The 23731-nt window shown below is 73.0% G+C and carries 21 protein-coding genes and 2 pseudogenes; 13 read left to right on the top strand and 10 right to left on the bottom strand.

Features of this window, described 5'->3' with window-relative positions:
• Positions 1–162 precede the first annotated feature (162 nt).
• The 5 genes and pseudogenes from SY2F82_RS03950 to iolC all read right to left on the bottom strand — a co-directional run bounded on the left by SY2F82_RS03950 (position 163) and on the right by iolC (position 6500).
• On the bottom strand, positions 163–1560 hold the full coding sequence (locus SY2F82_RS03950) for an APC family permease (RefSeq protein ID WP_200417490.1): 1398 nt from the start codon (positions 1558–1560) through the stop codon (positions 163–165).
• Between the two features lie 300 nt (positions 1561–1860).
• Positions 1861–3363, bottom strand: a complete 1503-nt coding sequence (mmsA, locus tag SY2F82_RS03945) for a CoA-acylating methylmalonate-semialdehyde dehydrogenase (RefSeq protein ID WP_200417489.1) — start codon at positions 3361–3363, stop codon at positions 1861–1863.
• A 14-nt stretch (positions 3364–3377) separates the two neighbouring features.
• Positions 3378–5261 (bottom strand): 3D-(3,5/4)-trihydroxycyclohexane-1,2-dione acylhydrolase (decyclizing), encoded by a 1884-nt coding sequence (gene iolD, locus SY2F82_RS03940; RefSeq protein ID WP_200417488.1) that lies wholly within the window; start codon positions 5259–5261, stop codon positions 3378–3380.
• 89 nt (positions 5262–5350) lie between these two features.
• Positions 5351–5513 (bottom strand): annotated as a pseudogene (locus tag SY2F82_RS38645) (5-deoxy-glucuronate isomerase); the annotation flags it as partial.
• 33 nt (positions 5514–5546) lie between these two features.
• Complete coding sequence (iolC, locus tag SY2F82_RS03935; protein WP_200417487.1) at positions 5547–6500, bottom strand: 5-dehydro-2-deoxygluconokinase; 954 nt, start codon at positions 6498–6500, stop codon at positions 5547–5549.
• A 640-nt stretch (positions 6501–7140) separates the two neighbouring features.
• On the opposite strand from iolC, the gene chpG reads away from it, so the two are divergent.
• The 4 genes from chpG (at position 7141) to SY2F82_RS03915 (ending at position 9451) form a co-directional block, all read left to right on the top strand.
• Positions 7141–7380 (top strand): chaplin ChpG, encoded by a 240-nt coding sequence (chpG, locus tag SY2F82_RS03930; RefSeq protein ID WP_181138935.1) that lies wholly within the window; start codon positions 7141–7143, stop codon positions 7378–7380.
• Positions 7381–7631: 251 nt separating this feature from the next.
• Positions 7632–8348, top strand: a complete 717-nt coding sequence (locus tag SY2F82_RS03925) for a hypothetical protein (protein WP_200417486.1) — start codon at positions 7632–7634, stop codon at positions 8346–8348.
• 135 nt (positions 8349–8483) lie between these two features.
• Entirely contained in the window at positions 8484–8780 is a 297-nt protein-coding gene (locus SY2F82_RS03920) for a hypothetical protein (RefSeq protein ID WP_200417485.1), read from the top strand.
• 173 nt (positions 8781–8953) lie between these two features.
• Positions 8954–9451, top strand: a complete 498-nt coding sequence (locus SY2F82_RS03915) for a DUF5949 family protein (RefSeq protein WP_200417484.1) — start codon at positions 8954–8956, stop codon at positions 9449–9451.
• Between the two features lie 17 nt (positions 9452–9468).
• Here the strand turns inward: SY2F82_RS03915 and SY2F82_RS03910 are convergent, their stop codons facing one another.
• Together SY2F82_RS03910 and SY2F82_RS03905 are read right to left on the bottom strand one after the other, a co-directional pair.
• Positions 9469–10428 carry a D-2-hydroxyacid dehydrogenase family protein gene (locus SY2F82_RS03910; RefSeq protein WP_200417483.1) on the bottom strand — a complete coding sequence of 320 codons (960 nt, stop codon included), beginning with the start codon at positions 10426–10428 and terminating at the stop codon, positions 9469–9471.
• A gap of 94 nt (positions 10429–10522) precedes the next feature.
• On the bottom strand, positions 10523–11182 hold the full coding sequence (locus tag SY2F82_RS03905) for a L,D-transpeptidase (RefSeq protein ID WP_200417482.1): 660 nt from the start codon (positions 11180–11182) through the stop codon (positions 10523–10525).
• A 429-nt stretch (positions 11183–11611) separates the two neighbouring features.
• On the opposite strand from SY2F82_RS03905, the pseudogene SY2F82_RS03900 reads away from it, so the two are divergent.
• The 4 genes and pseudogenes from SY2F82_RS03900 to aroC form a co-directional block, all read left to right on the top strand.
• Positions 11612–11998 (top strand): annotated as a pseudogene (locus tag SY2F82_RS03900) (carboxyl transferase domain-containing protein); the annotation flags it as partial.
• A 62-nt stretch (positions 11999–12060) separates the two neighbouring features.
• Positions 12061–12213, top strand: a complete 153-nt coding sequence (locus tag SY2F82_RS03895) for a carboxyl transferase domain-containing protein (RefSeq protein WP_236041100.1) — start codon at positions 12061–12063, stop codon at positions 12211–12213.
• Complete coding sequence (locus SY2F82_RS03890) at positions 12210–12473, top strand: hypothetical protein (protein WP_200417481.1); 264 nt, start codon at positions 12210–12212, stop codon at positions 12471–12473. The genes SY2F82_RS03895 and SY2F82_RS03890 overlap by 4 nt, the downstream gene beginning before the upstream one ends.
• Entirely contained in the window at positions 12470–13669 is a 1200-nt protein-coding gene (aroC, locus tag SY2F82_RS03885) for a chorismate synthase (RefSeq protein WP_200417480.1), read from the top strand. The genes SY2F82_RS03890 and aroC overlap by 4 nt, the downstream gene beginning before the upstream one ends.
• A gap of 128 nt (positions 13670–13797) precedes the next feature.
• On the opposite strand, the gene SY2F82_RS03880 is transcribed toward aroC, so the two are convergent.
• Complete coding sequence (locus SY2F82_RS03880; protein ID WP_200417479.1) at positions 13798–14475, bottom strand: ScbR family autoregulator-binding transcription factor; 678 nt, start codon at positions 14473–14475, stop codon at positions 13798–13800.
• A 162-nt stretch (positions 14476–14637) separates the two neighbouring features.
• On the opposite strand from SY2F82_RS03880, the gene SY2F82_RS03875 reads away from it, so the two are divergent.
• Positions 14638–15723 (top strand): ScbA/BarX family gamma-butyrolactone biosynthesis protein, encoded by a 1086-nt coding sequence (locus SY2F82_RS03875; protein ID WP_200417478.1) that lies wholly within the window; start codon positions 14638–14640, stop codon positions 15721–15723.
• Between the two features lie 351 nt (positions 15724–16074).
• Here SY2F82_RS03875 and SY2F82_RS03870 read toward each other — a convergent pair whose 3' ends face one another.
• Complete coding sequence (locus SY2F82_RS03870) at positions 16075–16710, bottom strand: TetR/AcrR family transcriptional regulator (protein ID WP_200417477.1); 636 nt, start codon at positions 16708–16710, stop codon at positions 16075–16077.
• Between the two features lie 130 nt (positions 16711–16840).
• Between SY2F82_RS03870 and SY2F82_RS03865 the strand changes: the two genes are divergently transcribed.
• From SY2F82_RS03865 to SY2F82_RS03850, 4 genes are all read left to right on the top strand, one after another.
• The gene (locus tag SY2F82_RS03865; RefSeq protein ID WP_200417476.1) at positions 16841–18013 is read left to right on the top strand and encodes an oxidoreductase; all 1173 of its coding nucleotides are present in this window, start codon (positions 16841–16843) and stop codon (positions 18011–18013) included.
• A gap of 7 nt (positions 18014–18020) precedes the next feature.
• On the top strand, positions 18021–18986 hold the full coding sequence (locus tag SY2F82_RS03860; protein ID WP_200417475.1) for an HAD family phosphatase: 966 nt from the start codon (positions 18021–18023) through the stop codon (positions 18984–18986).
• A 203-nt stretch (positions 18987–19189) separates the two neighbouring features.
• On the top strand, positions 19190–20365 hold the full coding sequence (locus SY2F82_RS03855) for a ParB N-terminal domain-containing protein (protein WP_236041096.1): 1176 nt from the start codon (positions 19190–19192) through the stop codon (positions 20363–20365).
• A gap of 189 nt (positions 20366–20554) precedes the next feature.
• The gene (locus tag SY2F82_RS03850; RefSeq protein ID WP_200417473.1) at positions 20555–21616 is read left to right on the top strand and encodes a LuxR C-terminal-related transcriptional regulator; all 1062 of its coding nucleotides are present in this window, start codon (positions 20555–20557) and stop codon (positions 21614–21616) included.
• 30 nt (positions 21617–21646) lie between these two features.
• Here the strand turns inward: SY2F82_RS03850 and SY2F82_RS03845 are convergent, their stop codons facing one another.
• Positions 21647–23638: a BTAD domain-containing putative transcriptional regulator gene (locus SY2F82_RS03845; protein WP_236041094.1), complete on the bottom strand. Its 1992-nt coding sequence runs from the start codon at positions 23636–23638 to the stop codon at positions 21647–21649.
• Between the last annotated feature and the right edge of the window lie 93 nt (positions 23639–23731).

Raw genomic sequence — 23731 nt, 5'->3', positions numbered from 1 at the left:
AGAGGTCGCCACCGACAACCGGGGCAGCCGCGGGACTGAACCACGGCCCCTCCTGCGGGAGTACGGGCCCGCCGCCGCGTACCGCAGCCGTGGTACGACGACGCGGCCGCCCCTGCCGCCGGTGGTGGGCGGCAGGGGCGACGGGGCGACGGGGACGGCGGCTCAGGCCCGCGCGTCCTCCGGGAGCGACACCAGCCAGCGGGTCGCGCGGCGCGGGCGGAGGTACAGGGCCCAGTAGAGGGTGGCGGCGGCCGTGATGCCGCCCGTCCACAGCAGGTAGGTCGCCTCCTGCTGGGTGAGGATGTAGCCCAGGACCGCGATCAGCAGGACCGGCATCGCGGGCCACAGCGGCATCCGCCAGGCCGGCGTGTGCGCGTGCGCGCCGCGCCGGGCGAGCAGGGCGGCCACCGCGACGAGCAGGTACATGCCGGTCACGGAGACGCCCGTGACGCCGTAGAGGGTGTCCAGGTTGACGAAGCAGAGCACTGCGCCGGGGACGCCGACGACGAGGGTGGCGACCCACGGGGAGCCGAACCGGCCGAGCCTGGCGAGCGCGTGGTTGACCGGCTCGGGCCAGGCCTTGTCGCGGGCCGAGGCGAACAGCACGCGGGAGTTCTGGATGACCATGACGATGCCCGCGTTGATGATCGCGAGCGCCACGCACAGGCTCACGAAGGTGCCGACGGCGGTGTTCGACCAGGCGGTGACCATGCTGCTGAGGTCGCCGCCGGTCAGCGCCTTGAGGTCGGGGGCGCCCATGGTGATGGCGACGACCGGGACCAGGATGACGACCGAGGAGATGGCGAGGGTGGCGAGGACCGTGCGGGCCACGGTGCGGCGCGGGTGCTCCAGTTCCTCGGAGAGGTAGACGGCGGTCGAGAAGCCCTGGGTGACGAAGAGGGCGATGGCGAGGCCGGAGACCACCATCATGGCCGTGACGTGGTCCGTGTGCCCTCCGGCGCCGGTCACCTGCATCGAGACCAGACTGCCGGCTCCCCGCTCGCCGTGCGCGAAGCCGAGGACCGCGACGACGCCCGCGGCCACGACCTCCAGGACCAGGAAGATGCCGGTGATCCAGGCGTTGGCGCGCAGGTCCAGCAGGCCGGCGAGGGTGGCGAGGAGCATGACCCCGGCACCCGTCATGGCCGGGTCGAGGTGCACCACCGGAGCCAGGTAGTCCGCCGTGCCCATCGCGATCACCGGCGGCACGATCATGACGACCAGCAGGGACAGCACGAACACCAGCCAGCCCGCGAGCCGTCCGGCCAGCGTCGACACCATCGCGTACTCGCCGCCCGCGCTGGGGATCAGGGTGCCCAGCTCCGAGTAGCAGAACGCCACCGCGATACAGAGGACGGAGCCGATGGCGATGGTGAGGGCGGTGGCGGTGCCCAGCGAGCCGAACAGGTCGGGGACGACCACGAAGAGCGTGGAGGCGGGCGTCACGCACGACAGGGTGAGCAGGGTGCCGCCGACGACGCCGATGGACCGCTTCAGCTTCTGGGGACTGCCCGATACCGGGACGGGGGCGTTCTCGACAGGGCGGAGCGTGTCGGTCATGCGGCGGTTCCGATCGACTCGTGCGACATGGTGGGGTCGGGAGCGTTATCGCCTCCGCGGCTTCGGTCGTACGTGCTCTGGTCCGCTCCCGGCGCACGCATCGAACCCCGACGAAAACCGCCGCGTCAATGGGTGTTCACCTACGGAATCCGCACCAAAAAAGCGATCTACGACGGAATCGCGCGTCAATCGGTCCGTCTGTTCGGCATCTTGCGAGCATACGGGAACCGCAGCCGGGTCCCGGAAAAAAATGAGGCCGTCCGCATGACGGACGGCCTCGTCAGCCCTGCCGGGCGATGATCAGTGGTTGCGCGGGAACCCCAGGTCCACGCCCGCCGGGGCGTCGGCCGGGTCGGGCCAGCGGGAGGTGACCACCTTGCCGCGGGTGTAGAAGTGCGTGCCGTCGTTCCCGTAGATGTGGTGGTCGCCGAAGAGCGAGTCCTTCCAGCCGCCGAAGGAGTGGTAGCCCACCGGGACCGGGATCGGCACGTTCACGCCGACCATGCCGGCCTCGATCTCCAGCTGGAAGCGGCGGGCCGCGCCGCCGTCCCGGGTGAAGATCGCGGTGCCGTTGCCGAAGGGCGAGGAGTTGATCAGAGCCACGCCCTCGTCGTACGTGTCCACGCGCAGGACGCACAGCACCGGGCCGAAGATCTCGTCCTGGTACGCCTTCGCCGTGGTCGGCACCCTGTCCAGCAGCGAGATGCCGATCCAGTGACCGTCCTCGTAGCCGTCGACGGTGTAGCCGGTGCCGTCCAGGACGACCTCGGCGCCCTCCGCCGCCGCGCCGGCGACGTAGGACGCCACCTTGTCACGGTGCGCCTTCGTGATCAGCGGGCCCATCTCGGACGTCGGGTCGTCGCCCGGACCGATCTTGATCTTCTCGGCGCGCTCGCGGATCTTCTCCACCAGCTCGTCGCCGATCGAGCCGACCGCGACGACCGCGGAGATGGCCATGCAGCGCTCACCGGCGGAGCCGTACGCCGCCGAGACCGCCGCGTCCGCCGCCGCGTCCAGGTCGGCGTCCGGCAGGACCAGCATGTGGTTCTTGGCGCCGCCCAGGGCCTGCACGCGCTTGCCGTGCGCGGAGGCCGTGGTGTGGATGTAGCGGGCGATCGGGGTGGAGCCGACGAACGACACCGCCTTGACGTCCGGGTGTTCGAGCAGCCGGTCCACGGCCACCTTGTCGCCGTGCACGACGTTGAAGACGCCGTCCGGCAGACCCGCCTCGGCCAGCAGTTCGGCGAGGCGGATCGACGCCGACGGGTCCTTCTCGGACGGCTTCAGCACGAAGGTGTTGCCGCACGCGATGGCGATCGGGAACATCCACATCGGCACCATCGCCGGGAAGTTGAACGGCGTGATGCCCGCGACCACGCCCAGCGGCTGCCGGATCGAGGCCACGTCAACCCGGCTCGCCACCTGCGTGGACAGCTCGCCCTTCAGCTGCACGTTGATGCCGCAGGCCAGGTCCACGATCTCCAGACCGCGCGCCACCTCGCCGAGCGCGTCGCCGTGCACCTTGCCGTGCTCGGCGGTGATCAGCTCCGCGATCTCGTCGCGGTGCTCGTCCAGCAGCGCCCGGAACCGGAACAGGATCGAGGTGCGCTGCGCGAGCGAGGACTGGCCCCAGGTCGCGTACGCCTCCTTGGCCGCGGCGACGGCCGCGTCCACCTCCTCCACGGTCGCGAACGCGACCTTCGTGGTGACCGCGCCGGTCGCCGGATCCGTCACCGGCCCGTACGTGCCCGACGCGCCTTCGGCGGTCTTGCCGCCGATCCAGTGGTTGACGATCTTCGTCATGCCCGAGAACTCCTTCACAGATGGCGGCGTCGGGTGGCAACGTGCCGTTCGTAGACCTCACGCGCCTTGACCGCGGACGGCCGGGTCGCGGTCTCGGCCACGGGTACATCCCACCAGGCCTGCGCGGGAGGCGCGCCCGACACAGTGTCTGCGGTTTCGGTCTCCACATAGACACATGTGGGAGTGTCCGCGGCGCGCGCCTCGGCGAGCACGTCACCCAGGTCGCGTACGGTCCTGGCGCGCAGCACCCGCATCCCGAGACTGGCCGCGTTGGCGGCGAGGTCCACGGGCAGCTTCGTCCCCGTGTACGTGCCGTCGTCGGAGCGGAAGCGGTAGGCGGTGCCGAACCGCTCGCCGCCCACGGACTCCGACAGGCCGCCGATGGACGCGTAGCCGTGGTTCTGCACGATCAGCACCTTGATCGCGATGCCCTCCTGCACGGCCGTCACGATCTCCGTCGGCATCATCAGATAGGTGCCGTCGCCGACCAGCGCCCACACGGGCCGGTCCGGCGCGGCCAGCTTCACGCCGATCGCGGCCGGGATCTCGTAACCCATGCACGAGTAGCCGTACTCGACGTGGTACTGGTCGCGGGAGCGGGACCGCCACAGCTTGTGCAGGTCGCCGGGGAGCGAACCGGCCGCGTTGATGATCACGTCCGACTCGTCCACCACCGCGTCCAGCGCGCCGACGACCTGCGGCTGCGTCGGCCGCAGATCCGGCTCCTCGGCCTCGAAGCAGGCCTCCACGCGCTGCTCCCAGCGCTCCTTGTCCTCCGTGTACTCGGTGACGTACGCCGGATCGACCCGGTGGTCGTGCAGCTCCAGCGCCTCGGTCAGCTCCTCCAGCCCGCTGCGGGCGTCCGCGACCAGCGGCGTCCCGGACATCTTGTGCCCGTCGAACGAGGCGATGTTGATGTTCAGGAAGCGGACGCCCGCACCGGCGAAGAGGGTGCCGGAGGCCGTGGTGAAGTCCGTGTAGCGGGTGCCGACGCCGATGACCAGGTCGGCGGTGCGGGCCAGCTCGTCGGCGGCCGCGGTGCCGGTGTGGCCGATGCCGCCGACGTCCTGGGGGTGGTCCCAGCGCAGCGAACCCTTGCCGGCCTGGGTGGAGGCGACCGGGATGCCGGTGGCCTCGGCGAACTCGGCCAGGGCCTCCTCGGCGCGGCTGTGGTGGACACCACCGCCCGCGATCACGAGCGGGCGCCGGGCGCCGCGGATCGCCCGGACGGCCTCGCCGAGTTCGATCGGGTCGGGGCCCGGGCGGCGCACGTTCCAGGTCCGCTCGGCGAAGAACTCCTCCGGCCAGTCGAAGCCCTCCGCCTGCACGTCCTGCGGCAGCGCCAGCGTGACCGCGCCCGTCTCCACCGGGTCGGTGAGCACGCGCATCGCCTGCAGGGCGGCCGGTATCAGCGCCTCCGGGCGGGTGATCCGGTCGAAGTACTTCGACACCGGGCGCAGACAGTCGTTGACGGACACGTCGCCGGCGTGCGGGACCTCGAGCTGCTGGAGGACCGGGTCGGCCGGGCGGGTGGCGAAGACGTCGCCGGGCAGCAGGAGGACCGGGAGGTGGTTGATCGTGGCGAGGGCGGCACCCGTGACCAGGTTGGTCGCGCCGGGTCCGATGGACGTCGTCACCGCGTGCGTGGACAGCCGGTTCGACTGGCGGGCGTAGCCGACCGCCGCGTGCACCATCGACTGCTCGTTGCGGCCCTGGTGGTACGGCATGGCGTCGGGGTACTCGACCAGCGCCTGCCCGAGGCCCGCGACGTTGCCGTGCCCGAAGACGCCCCAGGTGGCGGCGATCAGCCGGCGGCGCACGCCGTCGCGCTCGGAGTACTGGGCGGCCAGGAAGCGTACGAGCGCCTGAGCGACCGTGAGCCTCGTCGTTGAGGTCATCGGTATCCCTCCGTGTGGTCCGGGTGGAAGCAGATCCGCACCTGGGGTACGGCCCTGCCACCCTGCACGTCTCGACCGTACGTCGCTCGGACCTCCGGCGCGGGGCCGTAGCGGGCGGGGAGTCTGCGCTCGCACTTCGCTCCTGCCAGGGCGAAGCGGTCTCCCGCGCCGGAGGCGATCGGTGCCCGGGCGTCCGGACCCGTGCGCGAGGCCGGTCATGCCCGCGAACACGGTGTCCCTGCCCGGGAGTTGTCAAGCTTGTCCGCTATGTTCTCGTGGCGGCGGTCACAGCACCGCTCCCGCCGTGATCGCCGCCTCCACCTCGTCGGCCGTGGGCATCGCGGAGGAGCACTCCAGGCGGGAGGCGACGATGGCGCCCGCCGCGTTGCCGTACCGCATGATCCGCTCCAGGTCCCAGCCGGCCAGCAGCCCGTGGCACAGCGACCCGCCGAAGGCGTCGCCCGCGCCGAGGCCGTTGAGGACCTTCACCGGGAGCGGCGGCACCTCGGCCGACTCGCCCGTGCTGCTGACCGCGAGGACGCCCTTGGGTCCCTGTTTGACCACGGCCAGCTCGACACCGGCGTCCAGCAGGGCGCGTGCGGCGGCGTGCGGATCGCGCTCACCGGTGGCGATCTCCACCTCGTCGACGTTGCCGACCGCGACGGTGGTGTGGCGCAGGGCATCGGCGTAGAACGGGCGCGCGGTGTCCGGATCACGCCAGAACATGGGCCGCCAGTCGAGGTCGAAGACCGTCGTTCCGGCCTCGGCGCGGTGGGCGAGCGCCGCGAGCGTGGCGGTGCGGCTGGGCTCCTCGCACAGGCCCGTGCCCGTGATCCAGAAGACGCGCGCGGCGCGGATCGCGTCCAGGTCCAGCTCGTGCGCGTCGATCTCCAGGTCCGGCGCCTTGGGCTGCCGGTAGAAGTACAGCGGGAAGTCGTCCGGCGGGAAGATCTCGCAGAACGTGACCGGTGTCGGCAGCCCGGCCACCGCTGTGACCCAGCGGTCGTCGACGCCGAAGCCGCGCAGCGCCTCGTGGAGGTAGGCGCCGAAGGGGTCGTCGCCCGTGCGCGTGATCACCGCCGTACGCCGGCCGAGCCGGGCTGCGGCGACCGCGACGTTCGTCGCCGAACCGCCCAGGAACTTCCCGAAGGACGTGACCTGCTGCAGGGGCACCCCGGTCTGCAGTGGATAGAGGTCCACGCCGATCCGGCCCATGGTGATCAGGTCGTAGGCCTGCATCGGGTTCCCTTCGCTTCGGCTGTCCCCCAGGTCTAGCCGCGCCGGGGAGCCCTGTCAATGTTTTGTCCAGACATTCGGATGACACCTTGACGTGGTTTCGGGAAATCGAGGGCCGGTGGACTTCCGGAGGCTGTGGCGGGTGGGCATTACGGGCGGTTTCCGGGTGTCCCGGGAGGACGTACGGCGAGCGCGGGACGGTGGCGCGAAGTGCGCGCGGCCGGGCGGGAGTTGGGAAACCGTGCTCGCGCGGCCGCACCCCCGCCTGCGCCCCGGTGTGATCGGCTACCGGGGGATCCGGCTCGCGCTCGCCGGCCCGCGCAGCCGCCTGGAGACCCCCATCGGCGCGGCCACGGTCCCGCCGGGCTTCGAGGGCTCCGTCCGTATCGCTCGGCCCGGCCGGCCCCCGACGACCCGTGAGTCGGCGTACTCCGGGCTGAACACCACGGCGGCCGTCGGCGAGCACGGCGGCCGCATCTTCGGCATCGACACACGGAAACCGGTCAAGTGTCCCGGAAGGGTGAAGCACGGCAATTCCGGAGATCACCCCATCGGAGGCGCAACCCGGGCGGGTGCATCGCAGTTGACTCAACGTCGGGCATTCCGCCCGGCTGTTGTGACGATCCCCAAGGAGCACCTCTCCATGTCGCGTATCGCGAAGGGCCTTGCCCTGACCTCCGTTGCCGCCGCGGCCGTGGCGGGCACCGCCGGCATCGCCGCCGCCGACAGCGGCGCAAGCGCCGCCGCCGACAACTCTCCGGGCGTTCTGTCGGGCAACGTCGTGCAGGTCCCGATTCACGTTCCGGTCAACGTGTGCGGGAACACGATCGACGTCGTCGGCCTGCTGAACCCGGCGTTCGGCAACACCTGCGCCAACGGCTGACGCCCGACAGCGGACCCTTGCGCCGGCCGTTCCCCCCTCGGGGGGACGGCCGGTTGGCGTCATTGCGCCCGTTCGGCGTTGCACCGAACGGGTGGCGCCGTCGCCAACCCGTTCCTATGGCCTCTCACCAGCGGAAACGTGGTGCCAGACGGGCCGCGGACGCTACTGCGGGCGGCCGATCTGTTGCAGGCCATGACGGCTCCTTCCACGGTGAGCACAAGCACCCTCACCGACCACGAAGGGGACCACTCATGCCTGCTCTGTCCAACCGCCGCCTTGCTTCCGCCGCTGTCTGCGCCGCCTTGCTGCTCGGCATCACCGGCCCCGCCGCGGTGGCGGCCGACCACGACGCGCCCCGTGGCCGTACCCACGCCTCCGCCCCGCTGCCCGGTCCGGAGGTGCTCCTGCCCCGGGTCCAGCAGCTCACCGAAGTCGACCGTGCCGTCGCGCCGGTCTCCGAGCTCGTCAAGGCCGCGCTCACGGCGGACAACCACCGGCTGCCCGCCAACGAGGCGGCCAAGCTCAGCAGGGCCGCGCAGGACGCCATCTCCAAGATCGCCCCGCCCACCCCGGCGCCGACCCTGCCCATACCGTCGCGCAACGACGTGCAGGGCGACGCGCTCGCTGCTCTGCGCAAGGCGGTCGACGAACTGGCCGCCGCGACCACGTCCGGCAACGGCGGTCAGGTACTGCCCGCGGCCACGGCCGTGCTCAACAAGCTCATCAGCGTCCTCGTCGCCTCCGTGGCCGGCGGGGTGACCATGCCGCCCCTTCCCAGCCTGCCGAGCATGCCCAGCCTCCCGCCGTCGATGATGCCGAAGCCGAGCGGGAGCGCCACTGCCAAGCCCAGCCCCACGACCACGCCGACGTCGTCTCCGACGTCCGGCTCGAAGCTCGCGCCGGCCGGCACGCCCACGGACCCGCCGCAGCGCACGGTCTCGGCCATGCCGTACCCGCCCAAGCGCTGAACCGGCCTGATCCAAACGAGAGGCCCTAAGGGTTTCCGTCGGGTCGGGGGCTCGTTAGCCAGGACGAACCGTCCCCTCCGGTGACTTCGGTCACCGAAGCTCCGGTGACTTCGGTCGCCGAAGAAAGGAACACGGATGAAGTCCCTCAAGGCCGTCGCCGTCGTCGCCGGGTCCCTGGTCGTCACCGGTGTCGCCGCACCCGCCTTCGCCGACGACGCCTCCGACCTGACGCCCACCAGCCTCAACGGTGCGCTGCAGACCGTCACCACCCAGAAGACCCTCGACGTCCGCCCCATCGCCCACCAGTCCGACACCCTGGACACCGAGAACAAGCACTCGGTGCTGAGCACTGTGAACGGCGCGGCGGCCGCCCTCAACCGGCAGGCCGGCCCCACCCGGCTGCTCGGCGGCCTCCCGCTCCGGGGCCGCTAGGTGTATTGCGAGGGACCCTTGTGTTGCGAGGGACCCTCCCTCGCAGCCGACCTGATCCGAAAGACAGGCCCTGGCCGTCCGGGTCCCTCGTTCGTGTGGTCGCCGCCGTGCGCATCCCCCGGTCGGGCGAGAAACCGTCCGCTGGGCCGCCGGGCCGTCGATACGGTTCCGCGGTGACCACAACTTCCAGCGCAACGCGCCCCTTCCGCGCCGCCGACCTCGGCACGCTCGTCGTCCTGGCCTGGAGTGGCGAGGCCCCCGGCGGGGACATGCCCTACCTGCTCGCCTACTCCCTCGGCGACGGGGAGAGCGGTCCGGAGGGCTCGGCGGCCGCCGTCGAGGCGCTGCTGCGCACCAACGGGCTCTACCCGGGCGATCAGCTCATCGACGGCACCCAGCGCCCCGGCCTGCCCGTGACGCTGCTGGTCGAGGCGGGCCAGGCCGTCGTCACCATGCCGTATCTGAACGCCCAGTGCGCCGTGCCGCCCCAGTGGCTCGCCGCCCTCCGCGCACGCGGCCACGCCCACTTCCTGTTCGCCACCCGCCCCTGGCCCGAGGCCGCGCCCGGCAGGCCCGTCGAGCCGGAGCGGCTGGCGGCGTTCGCGGGCGCCGAGGAGACGCTGACCACGGCCGCGCACGTCCTGGTGCCGGCCCTCAGCCTGCGCGGCTGAGGCTCCGCGGCCGCCGGTCAGCCGAGGCGGCGCACCGGCTTCCCGTCCAGGTGTGCCTGGATGTCCTCCACGGCCTGGCCGTAGTACGTCGCGTAGTTGTCGCGCGAGACGTAGCCCAGATGGGGGGTGGCGAGCAGGCGCGGGGCGGTGCGCATCGGGTGGTCGGCCGGAAGCGGCTCCACGTCGAACACGTCGACGGCCGCGCCCGCGATACGGCCCTCGTGCAGGGCCGCGAGCAGGGCGTCCTGGTCGACGATGGCGGCACGTGAGGTGTTGACGAGGTAGGCGGTCGGCTTCATGAGCGCCAGTTCACGGGCGCCGACCAGGTGGCGGGTGCGGTCACCGAGCGCGAGGTGCACCGAGACGAAGTCGCTTGTCGCGAGCAACTCCTCCTTGGACCCGGCGAGTTCCACCCCGACCTCGTCCGCGCGCTCCTTCGTGAGGTTCTCGCTCCAGGCGGCGACCTCCATTCCGAACGCGAGCCCGACCCGCGCCACCCGGCTGCCGATCCTGCCGAGACCGAGGAGTCCGAGCCGCCGTCCGTGCAGGTCCGCGCCCACGGTGCTCTGCCAAGGGCCGCCGTGCCGCAGGGCGTTGCTCTCCTCGACGATGCCGCGCGCGAGCCCGAGCAGCAGGGCCCAGGTCAGCTCGACGGGCGGTGTGCCGGAGCTCTCCGTGCCGCAGACGGTCACCCCGTGCGCCTCCGCGGCGGCGTAGTCGATGACGCTGTTGCGCATGCCGGAGGCGACGAGCAGGTGCAGTCTGGGCAGCCGGGCGAACAACGAGCCCGGGAACGGCACGCGCTCGCGCAGCGTGACCACGATGTCGAACTCCGCCAGCGCCGTGGCCAGGGCCTCCTCGTCGTCGAAGTGCTCGGCGAAGGACACCACCTCCACCCGGTCCCCGATCGGTGACCAGTCCGCGACGGTTGTCGCGATCTGCTGGAAGTCGTCGAGCACGGCACAGCGAAGCCGCATGTCAGCCCCCTTTGATCAACGGGGGGCACCTTATCGGACGGGGTACCGCGGCCCGGTGGCCCTGTGGACGGCCGCCCGGGAATTCGCCGTGCGACTACTCTCCCTTCCTGGTGCCCCAGAGGTAGACGCTGTCACTGATGCGGAGCAGAGACCAGAGCACCTTGGCGTCGTCGTACCGCAGATTCACGCACCCGTGCGATCCCGGGTCCTCGAAAATGGGCCGGTAGCTCGCGTGGAGGGCCTCGCCGCGGTCGAAGAACTGGCTGTACGGCATGGGGCCGGGAAACTGCGTCGAATAGAAGTCCTTCACGCGCCGGTAGATCTTGTGCGGGCCATTGCGGGTGAGGTAACCCGGACGGCCGGTACGCGCCGGGACAGGCCCGAAGACGATCTTCTTGTTCTTCCGCACCCACAGCAACTGACGGTTCTGGTCCACGCAGACCACGATTTTCGCCGCCTTGGGGCATCCGGTGAGGGACTTCTTGTGGGCCGCGGCCCAGGTCACGCTCGCGGCTCGATAGCTGATGAGGCCGGCATACCCGTCCGCCGGGTCGATCTCGTACTTCTGCTGCATCTGTTGGATGGCCGCGCAGTCCTCCGCAGACTGCTCTCCGTCCTGGCGCAGACCCAGATACATCTCCACCTGCCGTTGAAAAGGCCCTGTGCTGAGCCGGCATTCCGGCTTTTCGTCGTCGGCGGGACGGATGTGAGGAGTGCTCGCGGCCGACGGCGCCGAGGTGATGGCGAGCGTCATGGGAAAGGCGATGCCCGCGGTGGCCCAGATGCGAATCCAACGGAAGGGGATTCGTTTCCTCCTCGCCATCAGGTTCCCTCTCGGTACCGGGCCCATGGAATTCCGGGGCGTGCGTCGACGGGGAACCAGTTGACATTTCCGGTTCCTGTCAAACGGAGGCGCCGCGGGCATCACCCCAATGCCCCGGGCGGCGCTCCCGGGACGGTTCCCCTCAGTCCTCGACGGTCCGTCAGGCGCGCCGGTCAGCCCTCGAAGCCGTGGGCGCGCAGGATCGCGTCGACGCGGGAGCGGTGAGCCTCGGGACTGAGGCCGCCGGTACAGATCCCTGCAAGGCTCCGGCTAGGGCGGGCGTCCACCATGGCAGATGTCCAGCTGAGGCCAGGGTGCGGCCGGGAGCGGCCGGTCCCGATTCCGGAGGGGGGCGTGCAGATGACCGAGCCGGGGGACGCCCGCGCCAAGGCGGCCGCGCTGGCCGCCCTGCGCGAGCAGGTGCACGCCGGACCGGGCTCCGAGGCCACGGCCGCACAGCACGCGAAGGGCAAGCTCACCGCGCGCGAGCGGCTCGTGCTCCTCTTCGACAAGGGCACGTTCACGGAGACCGAACCCTTCCGCCGGCACCGCGCGAGCGGCTTCGGCCTGGAGCACAAGAGGCCGTACACGGAGGGCGTCGTCACCGGCTGGGGCACCGTCCACGGCCGTACGGTCTTCGCGTACGCCCATGACTTCCGCATGTTCGGCGGCGCCCTCGGCGAGGCCCACGCCCAGAAGATCCACAGACTCATGGACCTGGCGGAGAAGACCGGCGCGCCCTTGGTGGGCTCGCCTCCGAGGACCCGGAGGTCACCCGTCGGCAGCGCGTCGAGGAGTACCGGCGCGCATTGATGCATCCCTACTACGCGGCCGAACGCGGCCTCGTCGACGACGTCATCGACCCTGCGGACACCCGTTCCGCACTGATTGGAGTGCTGGCCATGCTGCGCGAGAAACACGTCCCCCTGCCCGGCCGGAAGCATGGGAACCAGCCCCAATGAGCGCCCGCAGCGAGGGGTTTCGCGCGCCCGACCTGCTGGCCGCCGGGGCCTGGCGGGTCGTCAGGGGAGAGCCCACGGCGGAGGAGGTCGCCGCGCTGGCGCTCGTGCTCGGGGCGGCGCTGTCCCGGCGGCAGTCGGCCCCGCGCGACGCGGAACGGACGGTCACCGCTCCCGTGGCACTGCGGCGCGGCGAGCCCTGGTCGGCCGCCGCCACGTCGTGGGCGGCGGCGCCCCTGACCGGTCGGCGGGAGGCGGCATGAGCGGCGCGACGGCGGGCAGGCTGCGCTGGCTGACGGCGGGGGAGTCCCACGGTCCCGCGCTGGTCGCGACGCTGGAGGGGCTTCCCGCCGGCGTGCCGATCACCACCGGGATGGTGGCGGACCACCTGGCGAGGCGGCGGCTGGGCCATGGACGCGGCGCGCGCATGAAGTTCGAGCGTGACGAGGTCACCTTCCTGGGCGGTGTACGGCACGGGCTCACCCTCGGCTCACCGGTCGCGATCATGGTCGGCAACACCGAGTGGCCCAAGTGGGAACAGGTCATGTCGGCCGACCCCGTGGACCCGGCGATCCTCGAGGGCCTCGCGCGCAATGCGCCCCTGACCCGGCCCAGGCCCGGTCACGCCGACCTGGCGGGGATGCAGAAATACGGCTTCGACGAGGCCCGGCCGATCCTGGAACGTGCCTCGGCCCGCGAGACGGCGGCCCGCGTGGCGCTGGGCGCGGTGGTCCGCTCGTACCTGAAGGAGACCGCCGGGATCGAGATCGTCTCGCACGTCGTCGAGTTGGCGAGCGCCAAGGCCCCGTACGGCGTCCACCCGACCCCGGCCGACGTGGCGAGGCTGGACGCGGATCCGGTGCGGTGTCTGGACGCGGACGCGTCGAAGGCGATGGTCGCGGAGATCGACCAGGCGCACAAGGACGGTGACACGCTCGGCGGTGTGGTCGAGGTCCTCGCGTACGGCGTGCCGGTCGGGCTGGGCTCGCACGTGCACTGGGACCGGCGGCTTGACGCACGGCTGGCCGCCGCGCTGATGGGCATCCAGGCGATCAAGGGGGTCGAGGTCGGCGACGGGTTCGGGCTGGCGCGGGTGCCGGGGTCCGAGGCGCACGACGAGATCGTGCGGACGGGTGGCGGGATCAGGCGTGCCACCGGCCGTTCCGGGGGCACCGAGGGCGGTCTGTCCACGGGTGAACCGCTGCGCGTGCGGGCGGCGATGAAGCCGATCGCCACCGTGCCGCGGGCGCTGGCCACCGTCGACGTGGCCACCGGCGAGGCGGCCAAGGCCCATCACCAGCGCTCGGACGTGTGCGCGGTGCCGGCGGCCGGCATCGTCGCCGAGGCGATGGTCGCCCTGGTGCTGGCGGACGCGGTGGCGGAGAAGTTCGGCGGCGACAGCGTGACCGAGACCCGCCGCAACGTGCGGTCGTACCTCGACAGCCTGCACATCCGCTGATGTGACCGCCGCCGGGCCTCCCGACGGCCGCCGCAGCGGCGTGGCGGCGGTCGTCGGGCCGTCCGGGGGTGGTCAGGTCTCCGGGGGTGGTCCGGTGCGGGAAGGGACCAGGTGTCAGCTCGGCGGTGTCAGACCTTGCCGGCCGCGGAGGTCGCCATGGGCAGCACGGCGTCGATGATCTCCCGCACGCGCGTCACGAGATCGGCCCGCTGGTCGAGCCGCCACGAGATGTGCTGCGCCCCGAAGAACGCCGCTACGAGCACCCGGCCCAGAGCGTCCGGGGCGCTGTGCGACGGCAGGTCGCCCGCGCTCCGGGCCCGGTCGAGCAGCTGCGTGACCGACTCGGTGTATCCGACGAACGGCTCGGGAAGCGAGGCGTTGATGGACGCCGACTCGATCTGCAGCCGTGCCCCGGCCTGGATCATCGTGTCGTCGCGGAAGGCCAGCGCCGTGCGGTTGAGGAGCTCGGCCACCGCCTGAAGGGGAGGCAGCCCGGCCTTGCCCACCTCCTCGGCGATCAGGGGAAGACGGCGGTAGAACTCCTCGCTCACCGCGGTGGCCAGGGCTTCCTTGTTGGCGTAGTGGAAGTAGACGGCGCCCTTCGTCATGCCCGCGATCTCGGCGATGTCGAGCATGGTCACGGCCGGAAAGCCCCGTTCCGCGAAGGCGGCGGCGGCCGCGTCCAGCACCTGCTGACGGGTGCGGACGGCGCGCTCCTGCTTGAGCTCGCGCGGCCTGGCTGCCCTGGGCGAGGGTCGGCGCGTGGGCTTGTCTTCTGCTCCCACAGTGCTCCTCTTCACGTTCATTGCTCCTTGGTATGCCGACCATCGTCGGGGAGAGCGGCAGGCATTGCAATATTCCTTCTCGAAGGTATATTTTCTCGCCCCGGGGGGATGGGTTCTTGCCCCCGCTCCGTCATCGCAGCGATCCGTACATCGTTCCATCGTGACTGAGTGGAGGATGCATCAATGTTTGACGTCTTAGCCGCGGAGGCGACCGCTCCGAGAGCCGAGACCGTGACCGACCGGGGCGGTGAGCCGGACGTCCGCACCTCGACGTGCGAAGCGCCCGTCGTGCCCGGCGGTGCGTGGAGTGCCGACTTCGTGCAGCGCCTCGATCATCTCAGGCCGGTGCCGCGCACCCTGGTGCACCGTGCGGCCATGGCCGAGGTCTTTCTCACCGACACGGCACCGATCGGGGAGGACCACTTCCTGGTCGCCGCGCAGTGGCCCAGGGACCATGCGCTGTACTACCCGGATCCGCTGGGCCGCACGGATCCTCTGCTCATTGCAGAAACGCTTCGGCAGTCGTTGGTCTACCTCTCCCACGAGTACTACGACGTGCCTCTCGGCTACCGGTTCGTGGCCTACGACATGGACTTCGAGATCACGGATCCGGCGCCCCTGCGCGTGCGCGGGGTGCCGCACTCCGTGGTGCTGGACGTCCGCTGCGTGCGCGTGGGGCATCGGCCGCCGCGCCGTCACGGACTGCGCCTGGAGGCGGAGCTGACCGTGGACGGGAAGGTCTGCGGGCGGGCCGGGATCCGCTTCATCGCACTGGACGAACGGACTTATCAGGTTCTGCGGTCCCGCAGCACCCCCTACGCGAGCCCGGTCTCACTGACGAGCGACGCGGTGCGGACGGGGCCCGGCGGGGCGGAGTGGGAGACGGTGCCGCCCACCGGGACGGGCCGGTTGCGGGCCAAGGACTGTGTGCTGGAGCGGTCCGCCGCGGGGGAGTGGCGCATGCGGATCGACACCGACCACGCGATCCTGTTCGACCACCCCACCGACCATCTGCCGATGATGGCGTCCCTCGAGGGGTTCCGGCAGCTCGGGCATCTGCTCGTCAACGGCGGCTCGTCCGACGTCGGCGCGTACTCCCTGGTCTCGTGCACCACCGACTGCCGCCTCTTCGTCGAGCTGGACGCCCCGGTCTCACTCGTCGTCCGGGACGACCGCCACGACGCCGGCACCCGCCGGCTGACCGTCGACGCGGTGCAGTGCGGCAAGGTGGTCACCACGGCGGACCTGGTGTGGGCGGAGAACGGCTGACGCTCCGTCGGGTGGCGGTGTGGCGGAGGCGGACTGACGTTCCCTCGGGCGGTGGTGTGGGTGGCGGTCGGCTGATGCTCCCCGTCGTGTGGTGGTGTGGGTGGAGGCCGGCTGATGCTCCCCGTCGTGTGGCGGGGCGGGTGGCGGTCGGCTGACGTTCCCCGTCGTGTGGCGGGGCGGGTGGCGGTCGGCTGACGTTCCCCGTCGTGTGGCGGTGTCGGTGGAGGCCGGCTGACGTTCCGTCGGGGCGGCGGTGCGGGCGGAGGGTGACCTCTCCCTCCGCCCGCACGCCGGCCGCCGCCGTGCCCCGTCTGCCCCGGGTCGGCCCGGGGCGGTGGCGTGCCCTCACGGTCAGGAGCCGGGTTCGGCCCGGTGTCCGCGTAGGGCCGGGTCCAGGAGGTCCCACATCTCGCGGACCCGGTCCGGCAGCTTGGTCCAGTTCACGACGGGTGCCGTGCAGTGCGCGCCGAACAGCACGGCGAGCAGCACGTTGGCGACGCGCTCGGCAGGCAGCTCCGGGTCGACGTCCCGCTCCCGCTGGGCCTCCACTACCAGTTCCACGGCGTGCGCCCGCAGCCGGGACAGCATCGTCGGGGGCTCCCCGGTCCGCTGGGCGCGGTCCATGACGAGACGGAGGGCGGCGGCGGTGCGGATGTCGTTCTCGAGGCGGTCGGCGAGCGAGAAGGTGAGCGAGCGCAGCTTGCCGAGCGCGGTACCGTCCGGACCGCCGGAGGCGTGCGTGCCGTCGTCGCCCCCCGTCCTGTCATGGTCCGGTGTGCTCAGGGCCGCGTCGAACTGCTCGACCAGGGCCCTGGCCAGTTTCTCCTTGGAGGGGAAGTGGCCGTACAGGGCGCCCTTGGTGAGGCCGGTGCGTTCCGCGACCCGCTGCAGATTGGTGTTCGGGTACCCCTGCCGGGCGAACTCCTCGGCCGCGGCGTCCAGGACGCGTTCGTACGTCAGCCGTGACCGTGCCTGCTTTCCGGTCATCCCTCTTCCCTTCCGAGGGCTGCTGGTACATGCTAAAGATACCTTCGCGAAGGAATTTTTACTAGCCCGAACGCCCTCGTCATGGTCCGGGCCGTCTCAAACAATCGCATTGATCCGAGGAGTTCAAGGGATGACCGAGCTGACTGACCTGATCGCAGCGGACGTTCGGCGGCACGGGCTGCTCGCTCCGGCCCCGGCCGCCGCGGTCGCCTCGCTCGGCGCGGCCGACGCCGAGCAGGAACGGCACATCTCCGCGCGGACCGCGCGGGCGCTGACCGAAGCGGGCTTCGCCCGCCACTTCGTGCCCCGGACCTGGGGCGGCGGCGAGGGCGGCTTCGCCGAGCTGTTCGACGCGACCGTCGAGGTCGCCGGGAGCTGCGCCTCCGCCGGATGGTGCGGGGTGCTGTGGGCGGGCCACGGGCGCTTCGCCGCGTTCCTGCCCGAGGAGGGGCAACGGGACCTCTGGGGCCGAACGCCCGACGTGCGGATATCGGCGGCGGTCATCCCGCCGGCGGGCAGCGCCGAGCCCGAGGCCGACGGCTGGCGGGTGAGCGGCAGATGGCGGTTCGCCAGCGGCGTGGACCATGCCGACTGGGTGCTGGTGGCCGCGCCGGAACGGCAGGCGGATGCGGACGCGGGCGGGGGCGCGCGTGCGCTCGTCTTCGCCGTGCCCCGGGCCGAGGTCGAGGTCATCGACTCCTGGAACAGCGTCGGCCTGCGCGGGACGGGCAGTCACGAGATTGCGCTCGACGGAGTGTTCGTGCCGCGTCGGCGCTCCTTCGAGATGGCCGCGATGATGAGCGGCGACGCGACGCCCGGACGCCCCGTCCCCTATGCCGCCCCCGCCCAGCTCGTCGGCGGAGTCCTGCTGGTCGCGGTGGCGTTGGGCGCCGCCCGGCGGGCCCTGCGGCTGTGGAGCGAGCTGGTGCTGGGCAAGGCGGCGTCGGGCGCGGCCTCCGCAGCCGTTCCCGTCTGGGAGGCGTTCGCCCGCTCCTCCGCCGAACTCGACGCCGCCGGGCTGCTGTTGCGCGAGGTGGCGCGCCGGGCGGACGTGGACCCTCGGGCCGAGGGTGCGGTCGCGCACGGCCAGCGGGACGCCGCGGTCGGAGCCGAACTCGTGGTGGCAGCCGTGGACCGCCTCTTCCGCACCGGCGGCTCGCACGGCAGCGACGCCACGGGCGACTTCCAGCGCGCCTGGCGCGATGTGCACACCGCCGCCGGGCACGCCGCCCTGCGGCTCGGCCCCGCGGCGGAGGCCTATGCCCGCGTCGGCACGGCGGCTCCGGCGGCCGAGGGCAGGTGACGAGGGCATGGCCACGGGGGAGCGGACGCCGGCGGTGGCGGCGGTCGAGGGCCGTGCGGGCGGAGCTGCCGCGAAGACGGTCGAACGGGCAACGGGCACGCGAGCCCTGGCGCGCGGCGGACACTCGCACGCGGCCCCGCGGACCGTCGTCGGGCAGGCCCGCGCCGGCGGCGTGAACGGGACGAGGGAGTCGGCGGCCGCTGCGCCGCCCCACGGCGCACCGGTGTCTCCGCCCCCGTGCGGACCCGCCCCCTGCCCGGTGCCGTCCGGTCCGCTCGGGTCCACCGGGCGGGAGCGGCCGGACGGTGCCGTCGCCGTGCGGGTGGTGGTGTTCAGTGACGTGGACGAGACGCTCGTCGCCTGCAAGAGCCTCATCGATTTCCTGGGTTTCTACTGGGGTGAGCGGTACGGCGCACGGGGCGTCCGGCACGCCCGGCGCCTCGCCGCCGGACTCGCCGCGATGGCGGGCGCCGGGGTGTCCCGCGAGGAGGCGAACCGCCGGTACTACCGGGCCTGGGCCGGTGAGAGCGCCGCCGCCGTCGCGGAGGCGGGGCGCCGCTGGTATCGCGAACGGTCGCGCCGGACCGGGTTCTTCGTCCCCGGCACCCGCGCGGCCCTGGACGCGCACCGCGCCGAGGGCGCCGTCGTCGCGCTCGTCTCCGGGTCGTTCCCGGCGCTCCTCGACCCCGTGGCCGAAGCGGTCGGCGCCCGGCACCTGCTGTGCGCCCGCCCGGAGGAGCGCGGCGGGGTGCTGACCGGCGAACTTCGGGACGGGCCGGTGATCGGGGAGGGCAAGCGGCGACTGGTCCGGCGGCTGCTGGACCGGTACCCCGGGGCCGACCCGCGGAACTGCTTCGCCTACGGCGACCACGTCTCGGACCTGGCGATGCTCACCGAGGTGGGCCACCCGGTCATCGTCGGGGACGCCCCGGAACTCGCCGCGCGCCTGCCGGGCGCCACTCGGCTCCAATAAAATTCCTTCGCGAAGGTATTATGCTTGAAGCGGGGACTTGGCGGACGGCCCGAACCCCGAACGGCCCCGCCGCCCCGAAGGGGGACACGCACCATGCGGAACGCCACACATCTGTCACCGGCCGGGACCGCAGCTCGCGCCCGGCTCCGTACGCCTCCTCGGATGCGACCCCGCACGACCGACCCGACCGGGGGGACAGCCACGTGAGCAGCACCGACTCCACCGACACAGGCGCACCGATCCGGGAGACCGGGACCGCCGCCCAGGGGAGCGCCCTGACCATCGGATCCCCGGGCGGCGGGTTACCGCTCAGCCTCGCGGACTCCGCGGCCCTGTTCCTGGACACGGCCGATCCCGAGGCCGCGCACCACAACCGACTCTCCCCCGTGGAGCTCGTCCCGATCGACTCGCTGCTCCCGGCCGCGTCCCCGCGGCTGGGCGGGGAGGACGCGGCGCACGCACGGACGCTCGCCGGGTCCGGGGCGACCCTGCCGCCCGTCATCGTGCACCGCGCGACGATGCGGGTCGTCGACGGCATGCACCGGCTGCGCGCCGCGCGCCTGCGCGGCGAGGAACGGCTGCCGGTGCGGTTCTTCGACGGGTCGGAGCACGACGCCTTCGTGCTCGCCGTCGAGTTGAACGTCAAACACGGCCTGCCGCTGTCCACGGCCGACCGCACCGCGGCCGCCCACCGCATCCTGCGCACCCATCCCCAGTGGTCCGACCGGGCCATCGCCTCGGTGGTCGGCCTGTCCGCCCGCACCGTGTGCGCGATCCGCCAGCGCATGGAGGGCCCGGAACCGCAGGCCGCGGTCCGCGTGGGCCGCGACGGGCGGGTCCGCCCGCTGAGCACCGCCGAGGCCCGCCGCCAGGCCGGCGCGTTCATCGCGGCGCACCCCGAGGCGTCCCTGCGCGTCGTCGCGGCCGCGGTCGGCATCTCGCCGGGCACGGTCAGGGACGTACGCCAGCGGGTGCTGCGGGGCGAGGACCCCGTGCCCCCCGGGCAGCGGGAGCGGCGGGCCGCCAAGCCGGCCGGGGTGGACCGGCCGGTCGACGGGACCGAGGGAGCCGACGAGGACACCGGACGCGCGGGCCGCCCGGCGCGGACCCGCGGCGGACGCGGCGCGGCCGGACGCCCGGCGGCCGAGGAGCGGGACGAGCTGCTGCGGGTGCTCAGCCGCGACCCGTCGGTACGGCTCACCGAGAACGGCCGCTACCTGCTGCGGCTGATGGCCACCCATGCCGTCCCCACCGAGCGTCGCCGCCAGCTCGTCGACAGCGTGCCGCCGCACTGCACCGGCATCGCCGCCGGCCTGGCCCGGCAGTGCGCCGAGGCCTGGCTCGACCTGGCCCGCAGCCTGGACGGCCGGGCCGGATGACGCCCGGCCGAAGAGTCCCCGACGGACACCGGGAAGTGCGGTCCGCCCACCCGCCGGAGCGCCCGACGGCGCACCACGCGTGCAACTGCCGCACCCCCGCGGTCGCACACCGCCGGACCGCGTCCCTCGCGCGTCCCCTCCCCTCCGCCGACCCTCCGATCCGACCCACCCCCCGACGAGGAACCGACGATGCTTGACGAACTCGGACTGGGCCCGGACGCCGCAGCCGTGTACGGCGTCATGCTCAGGACTCCACAGCTGGGACGGCAGGAACTGGCCGGGATCCTGGGCTGGGCGCCCGACCGGATCGAGGACGCGTGGGACGAACTGATCCGCCTGGCGCTGCTGCGGCCCTCCGAGGAGCGGCCCGGACGCATGCGGCTCGTCGACCCCGAGCTGAGCCTGCAGCGCCTGCTGGCCCGCCAGGAACAGCGGCTGCTGGAGCGGCAGAAGGCCGTCGCGGAGGCCCGGTTCGAAATCAGCCGCATGCTGATCGAGCTCATGGACGAGGCCCCGGGCACCGGGCCCAGCGGGGTCAGGCAGTTCACCGGCGAGGACGCGGTCCGCTCCCGGCTGGAGCGGTACGCGTACGGCTGCGAGCGCGAGTTCGCGCTGTTCGCGCCGCGCGGCCCGCGGCTGGAGAGCTCGCCGGAGGCCTCCCGCGTGCTGGAGCAGGGAGTGGTCGGCCGCCGCCTGCGTGCCCGCTACCTGTGCGTGACCGGCCTCGCCGGCGACCGGGACGCCCTCGCCCACGCCCGCTGGCTGCGGGGCAGCGGTGCCGAGGTGCGTGCGGTGCCCGAACTGCCGTTGCGCATGGCCTTGTTCGACGGCCGCACCGCAGTGCTGCTGCGCGATCCGGACCAGTTGGACGAGGGCATCCTGGTCCTGGACGGCGGCCCTGCCGTCACCGCCCTGAACGCCCTCTTCGAGCTGCAGTGGCAGCGCTCCGAGCCGCTCGACCCCGAGCCGGAGCCGGCCGACGACGAACGCCCCACCGGCCAGGAACGCGCGGTCCTCGAACTGCTCGCGGCCGGGCACACCGACGAGGTCGTCGCCCGCAAACTGGGGATATCGGTGCGCACCGGACGCCGTGTCACCGCGCACCTCCTCGAACGCCTGCAAGCTCGCAGCCGCTTCCAGGCAGGTGTCCTCGCCGCCGCCCGCGGCTGGCTCACGCCGGTCCCGCAGCCGCCGTCGCCCGTGCGGGCGGCCCCCGGACGGCGGGGGAGGAGCGACCGTGGCGCGACGTGAGGAGAGGGTGGGCCGGCCGCAGACCCGCCCTCAGGCCCCGCCGGGTGCCCCTGTCACGGCCGGGGTCTGGGCCTGACCGGGTGCCCCTGCCAAGGCCGGGGTCTGGGCCTGACCGGGTGCCGCTGCCAGGGCCGGGGTCTGGGCCTGGCCGTGTGCCCCGGCCCCCGCCTGGGCCTCACCGTGTGCCCCGGCCCCGGCCCGGGCCTGACCGGGCGCCGGAGCTTCGAGGGACCGGGCGAACAGCTGTACCAGACCGGGGCAGCGGTACAGCGGCTGTCCCCGGTCGTCGATCGCCGACAGGTCCAGCAGGCGGGCGTCGGCCAGCCGATCCAGGGCCTGCTCGAACGACGCGGGCTCCGCGCTCCCGGCCCGCCCGGCGGCCTCCGCCGCGGTGAACGGGCGACCGCCCAGAGCGGGGAGGCTCCGCAGCACCGCGACGGCGATGTCGTCGAGGCCGTGCAGCGAGTGGGCCAGGCTCGCGGCCACGGACAGCTCGCCGTACCGCAACTCCCCGAGCCTCGCCTCGGGTTCGGCGAGGCGGTCGGCCAGCCAGGACAGGGGGAGCCGGGGCCGGGCGGCCAGGCGGGCGCCCACCGCGCGCAGCGCCAGCGGCAGCCCCTCGCAGTACGCCACCAAGTCCCGTGCCGCCTCCGGCTCGCGGGCCAGCCGCGACGCCCCGGCCATCGCCCCCAGGAGCGTCAACGACTCGCCGGGGCGCAGCGGCTCGAGGACCACCGTACGTATGCCGGAGACCGCCGCCGGATGCGTCCGGGCGGTGACCACCACCGCGGATCCCGTCCCGCCCGGCAGCAGCGGGTCCAACTGCCGCTCCGCCACCAGGTTGTCGAGGACCACCAGCAGCGCCTTGCCCGCCGTACGGGCGCGATACCGCTGCACGTACGCGGGCAGGGCGGCGCCCGCCAGGTCCTCGGCGCCGTCGCCGAGCGCCCGCAGCAGCTCGGACAGCACCGTGCGCGGGTCCCGCGGCGCGCCGTCCGGCGCGCGCAGGTCGGCGTACAGCTGTCCCTCGGGGAAGGAGGCCGCGACCGTGTGCGCCACCTGCACGGCCAGCGTCGACTTGCCGACGCCCGCCATGCCGGTCAGCAGGAAGCGCCGCGGACGCTGCGGGCCCTCCTCGCCCTCGTCCCACGGCGGCAACAGCCGGGCGAGCTCGGCCAGTTCCCGCTGCCGCCCGGTGAAGTCGTCCGCGGGGGGCGGCAGCATCGCCGGCGCGTCGGCCGACGCGGCCGGCACCGGGGCGGCGGCGCGCCCGGCCGGCGGCACCGCCAGGACCGGGGCGTTGTTCAGCACGGTCTGGTACGCGGCGCTGAGCGTCGGCCCCGGATCCACCCCGAGTTCGTCGGCAAGCAGCTGCCGTCCGTGGTGGTACACCGCGAGCGCGTCGCTCTGCCGGTCGCAGCGGTACAGCGCGGTCATCAGCTGGGCGCGCAGCCGCTCGCGCAGCGGGAACGCGTGCACCAGGCCCGTCAGCTCCGCGATCAGCTCCCGGTGCCTGCCCAGCGCCAGATCCGCCTCCAGACGGTCCTCCAGGGCCAGCGCCCGGGCCTCCTCCAGCCGGGGCCGCTCCGCGTCCGCCAGATGCTCCGTCACATCGGCGAGCGCTGTCCCGCGCCACAGCCGCAGCGCCTGCCCCAGCCGCCGGCTCGCCCGTTCGAACTGCCGCTGGCGCAGCGCCCGCGCCCCCTCGGCCGCCAACTGCTCGAATTCCAGTACGTCGACGGCGGCGTCCTGGGCGTGCAGCAGATAGCCGGACTGCTGCCGCTCGAGCCGCACCGACGGACCCAGCAGCCGCCGCAGCCGCGACATGTAGGTGTACAGCTGCGCGGTCCGGGTGTCCGGCGGGTGCCAGCCCCACAGCGCCGAGGTCAGCGCGGAGTCCGGCACGGGCCAGCCGCGGGCGAGGACCAGGGCCGCGAGCGCCGTGCGCACCTTCGCGCCCGGCAGTGGGACCGCGCCGCGCTCGCCCAGCACCTCGACATTTCCCAGCAGCCGGAATTCCATCGCCCTCTCCTTGCCCCGTGGCGGAGTCGTCTCCGTTCCGGCATTCTGCGCGAACGGTCGGCCCGGATTCAGCAGGGCCGGGCGTCAGGAAGC

It is taken from the genome of Streptomyces sp. Y2F8-2 (genome assembly GCF_014905555.1).
Lineage (GTDB): Bacteria > Actinomycetota > Actinomycetes > Streptomycetales > Streptomycetaceae > Streptomyces > Streptomyces cynarae.
The sequence above is the reverse complement of the archived record's forward strand: the minus strand, read 5'-3'. Positions and strand labels throughout refer to the sequence as shown.

Excerpts from the sequence above, each read along its gene's own strand:
- SY2F82_RS03845 (WP_236041094.1), bottom strand. The coding sequence starts at position 23,638 with ATGGAATTCCGGCTGCTGGGAAATGTCGAGGTGCTGGGCGAGCGCGGC.
- SY2F82_RS03890 (WP_200417481.1), top strand. The coding sequence starts at position 12,210 with ATGAGCGCCCGCAGCGAGGGGTTTCGCGCGCCCGACCTGCTGGCCGCC.
- SY2F82_RS03880 (WP_200417479.1), bottom strand. The coding sequence starts at position 14,475 with ATGAACGTGAAGAGGAGCACTGTGGGAGCAGAAGACAAGCCCACGCGC.
- aroC (WP_200417480.1), top strand. The coding sequence starts at position 12,470 with ATGAGCGGCGCGACGGCGGGCAGGCTGCGCTGGCTGACGGCGGGGGAG.
- SY2F82_RS03850 (WP_200417473.1), top strand. The coding sequence starts at position 20,555 with ATGCTTGACGAACTCGGACTGGGCCCGGACGCCGCAGCCGTGTACGGC.
- SY2F82_RS03925 (WP_200417486.1), top strand. The coding sequence starts at position 7,632 with ATGCCTGCTCTGTCCAACCGCCGCCTTGCTTCCGCCGCTGTCTGCGCC.
- SY2F82_RS03865 (WP_200417476.1), top strand. The coding sequence starts at position 16,841 with ATGACCGAGCTGACTGACCTGATCGCAGCGGACGTTCGGCGGCACGGG.
- SY2F82_RS03875 (WP_200417478.1), top strand. The coding sequence starts at position 14,638 with ATGTTTGACGTCTTAGCCGCGGAGGCGACCGCTCCGAGAGCCGAGACC.
- chpG (WP_181138935.1), top strand. The coding sequence starts at position 7,141 with ATGTCGCGTATCGCGAAGGGCCTTGCCCTGACCTCCGTTGCCGCCGCG.
- mmsA (WP_200417489.1), bottom strand. The coding sequence starts at position 3,363 with ATGACGAAGATCGTCAACCACTGGATCGGCGGCAAGACCGCCGAAGGC.
- SY2F82_RS03910 (WP_200417483.1), bottom strand. The coding sequence starts at position 10,428 with ATGCGGCTTCGCTGTGCCGTGCTCGACGACTTCCAGCAGATCGCGACA.
- SY2F82_RS03920 (WP_200417485.1), top strand. The coding sequence starts at position 8,484 with ATGAAGTCCCTCAAGGCCGTCGCCGTCGTCGCCGGGTCCCTGGTCGTC.
- SY2F82_RS03905 (WP_200417482.1), bottom strand. The coding sequence starts at position 11,182 with ATGACGCTCGCCATCACCTCGGCGCCGTCGGCCGCGAGCACTCCTCAC.
- iolD (WP_200417488.1), bottom strand. The coding sequence starts at position 5,261 with ATGACCTCAACGACGAGGCTCACGGTCGCTCAGGCGCTCGTACGCTTC.
- SY2F82_RS03950 (WP_200417490.1), bottom strand. The coding sequence starts at position 1,560 with ATGACCGACACGCTCCGCCCTGTCGAGAACGCCCCCGTCCCGGTATCG.
- SY2F82_RS03870 (WP_200417477.1), bottom strand. The coding sequence starts at position 16,710 with ATGACCGGAAAGCAGGCACGGTCACGGCTGACGTACGAACGCGTCCTG.
- iolC (WP_200417487.1), bottom strand. The coding sequence starts at position 6,500 with ATGCAGGCCTACGACCTGATCACCATGGGCCGGATCGGCGTGGACCTC.
- SY2F82_RS03860 (WP_200417475.1), top strand. The coding sequence starts at position 18,021 with ATGGCCACGGGGGAGCGGACGCCGGCGGTGGCGGCGGTCGAGGGCCGT.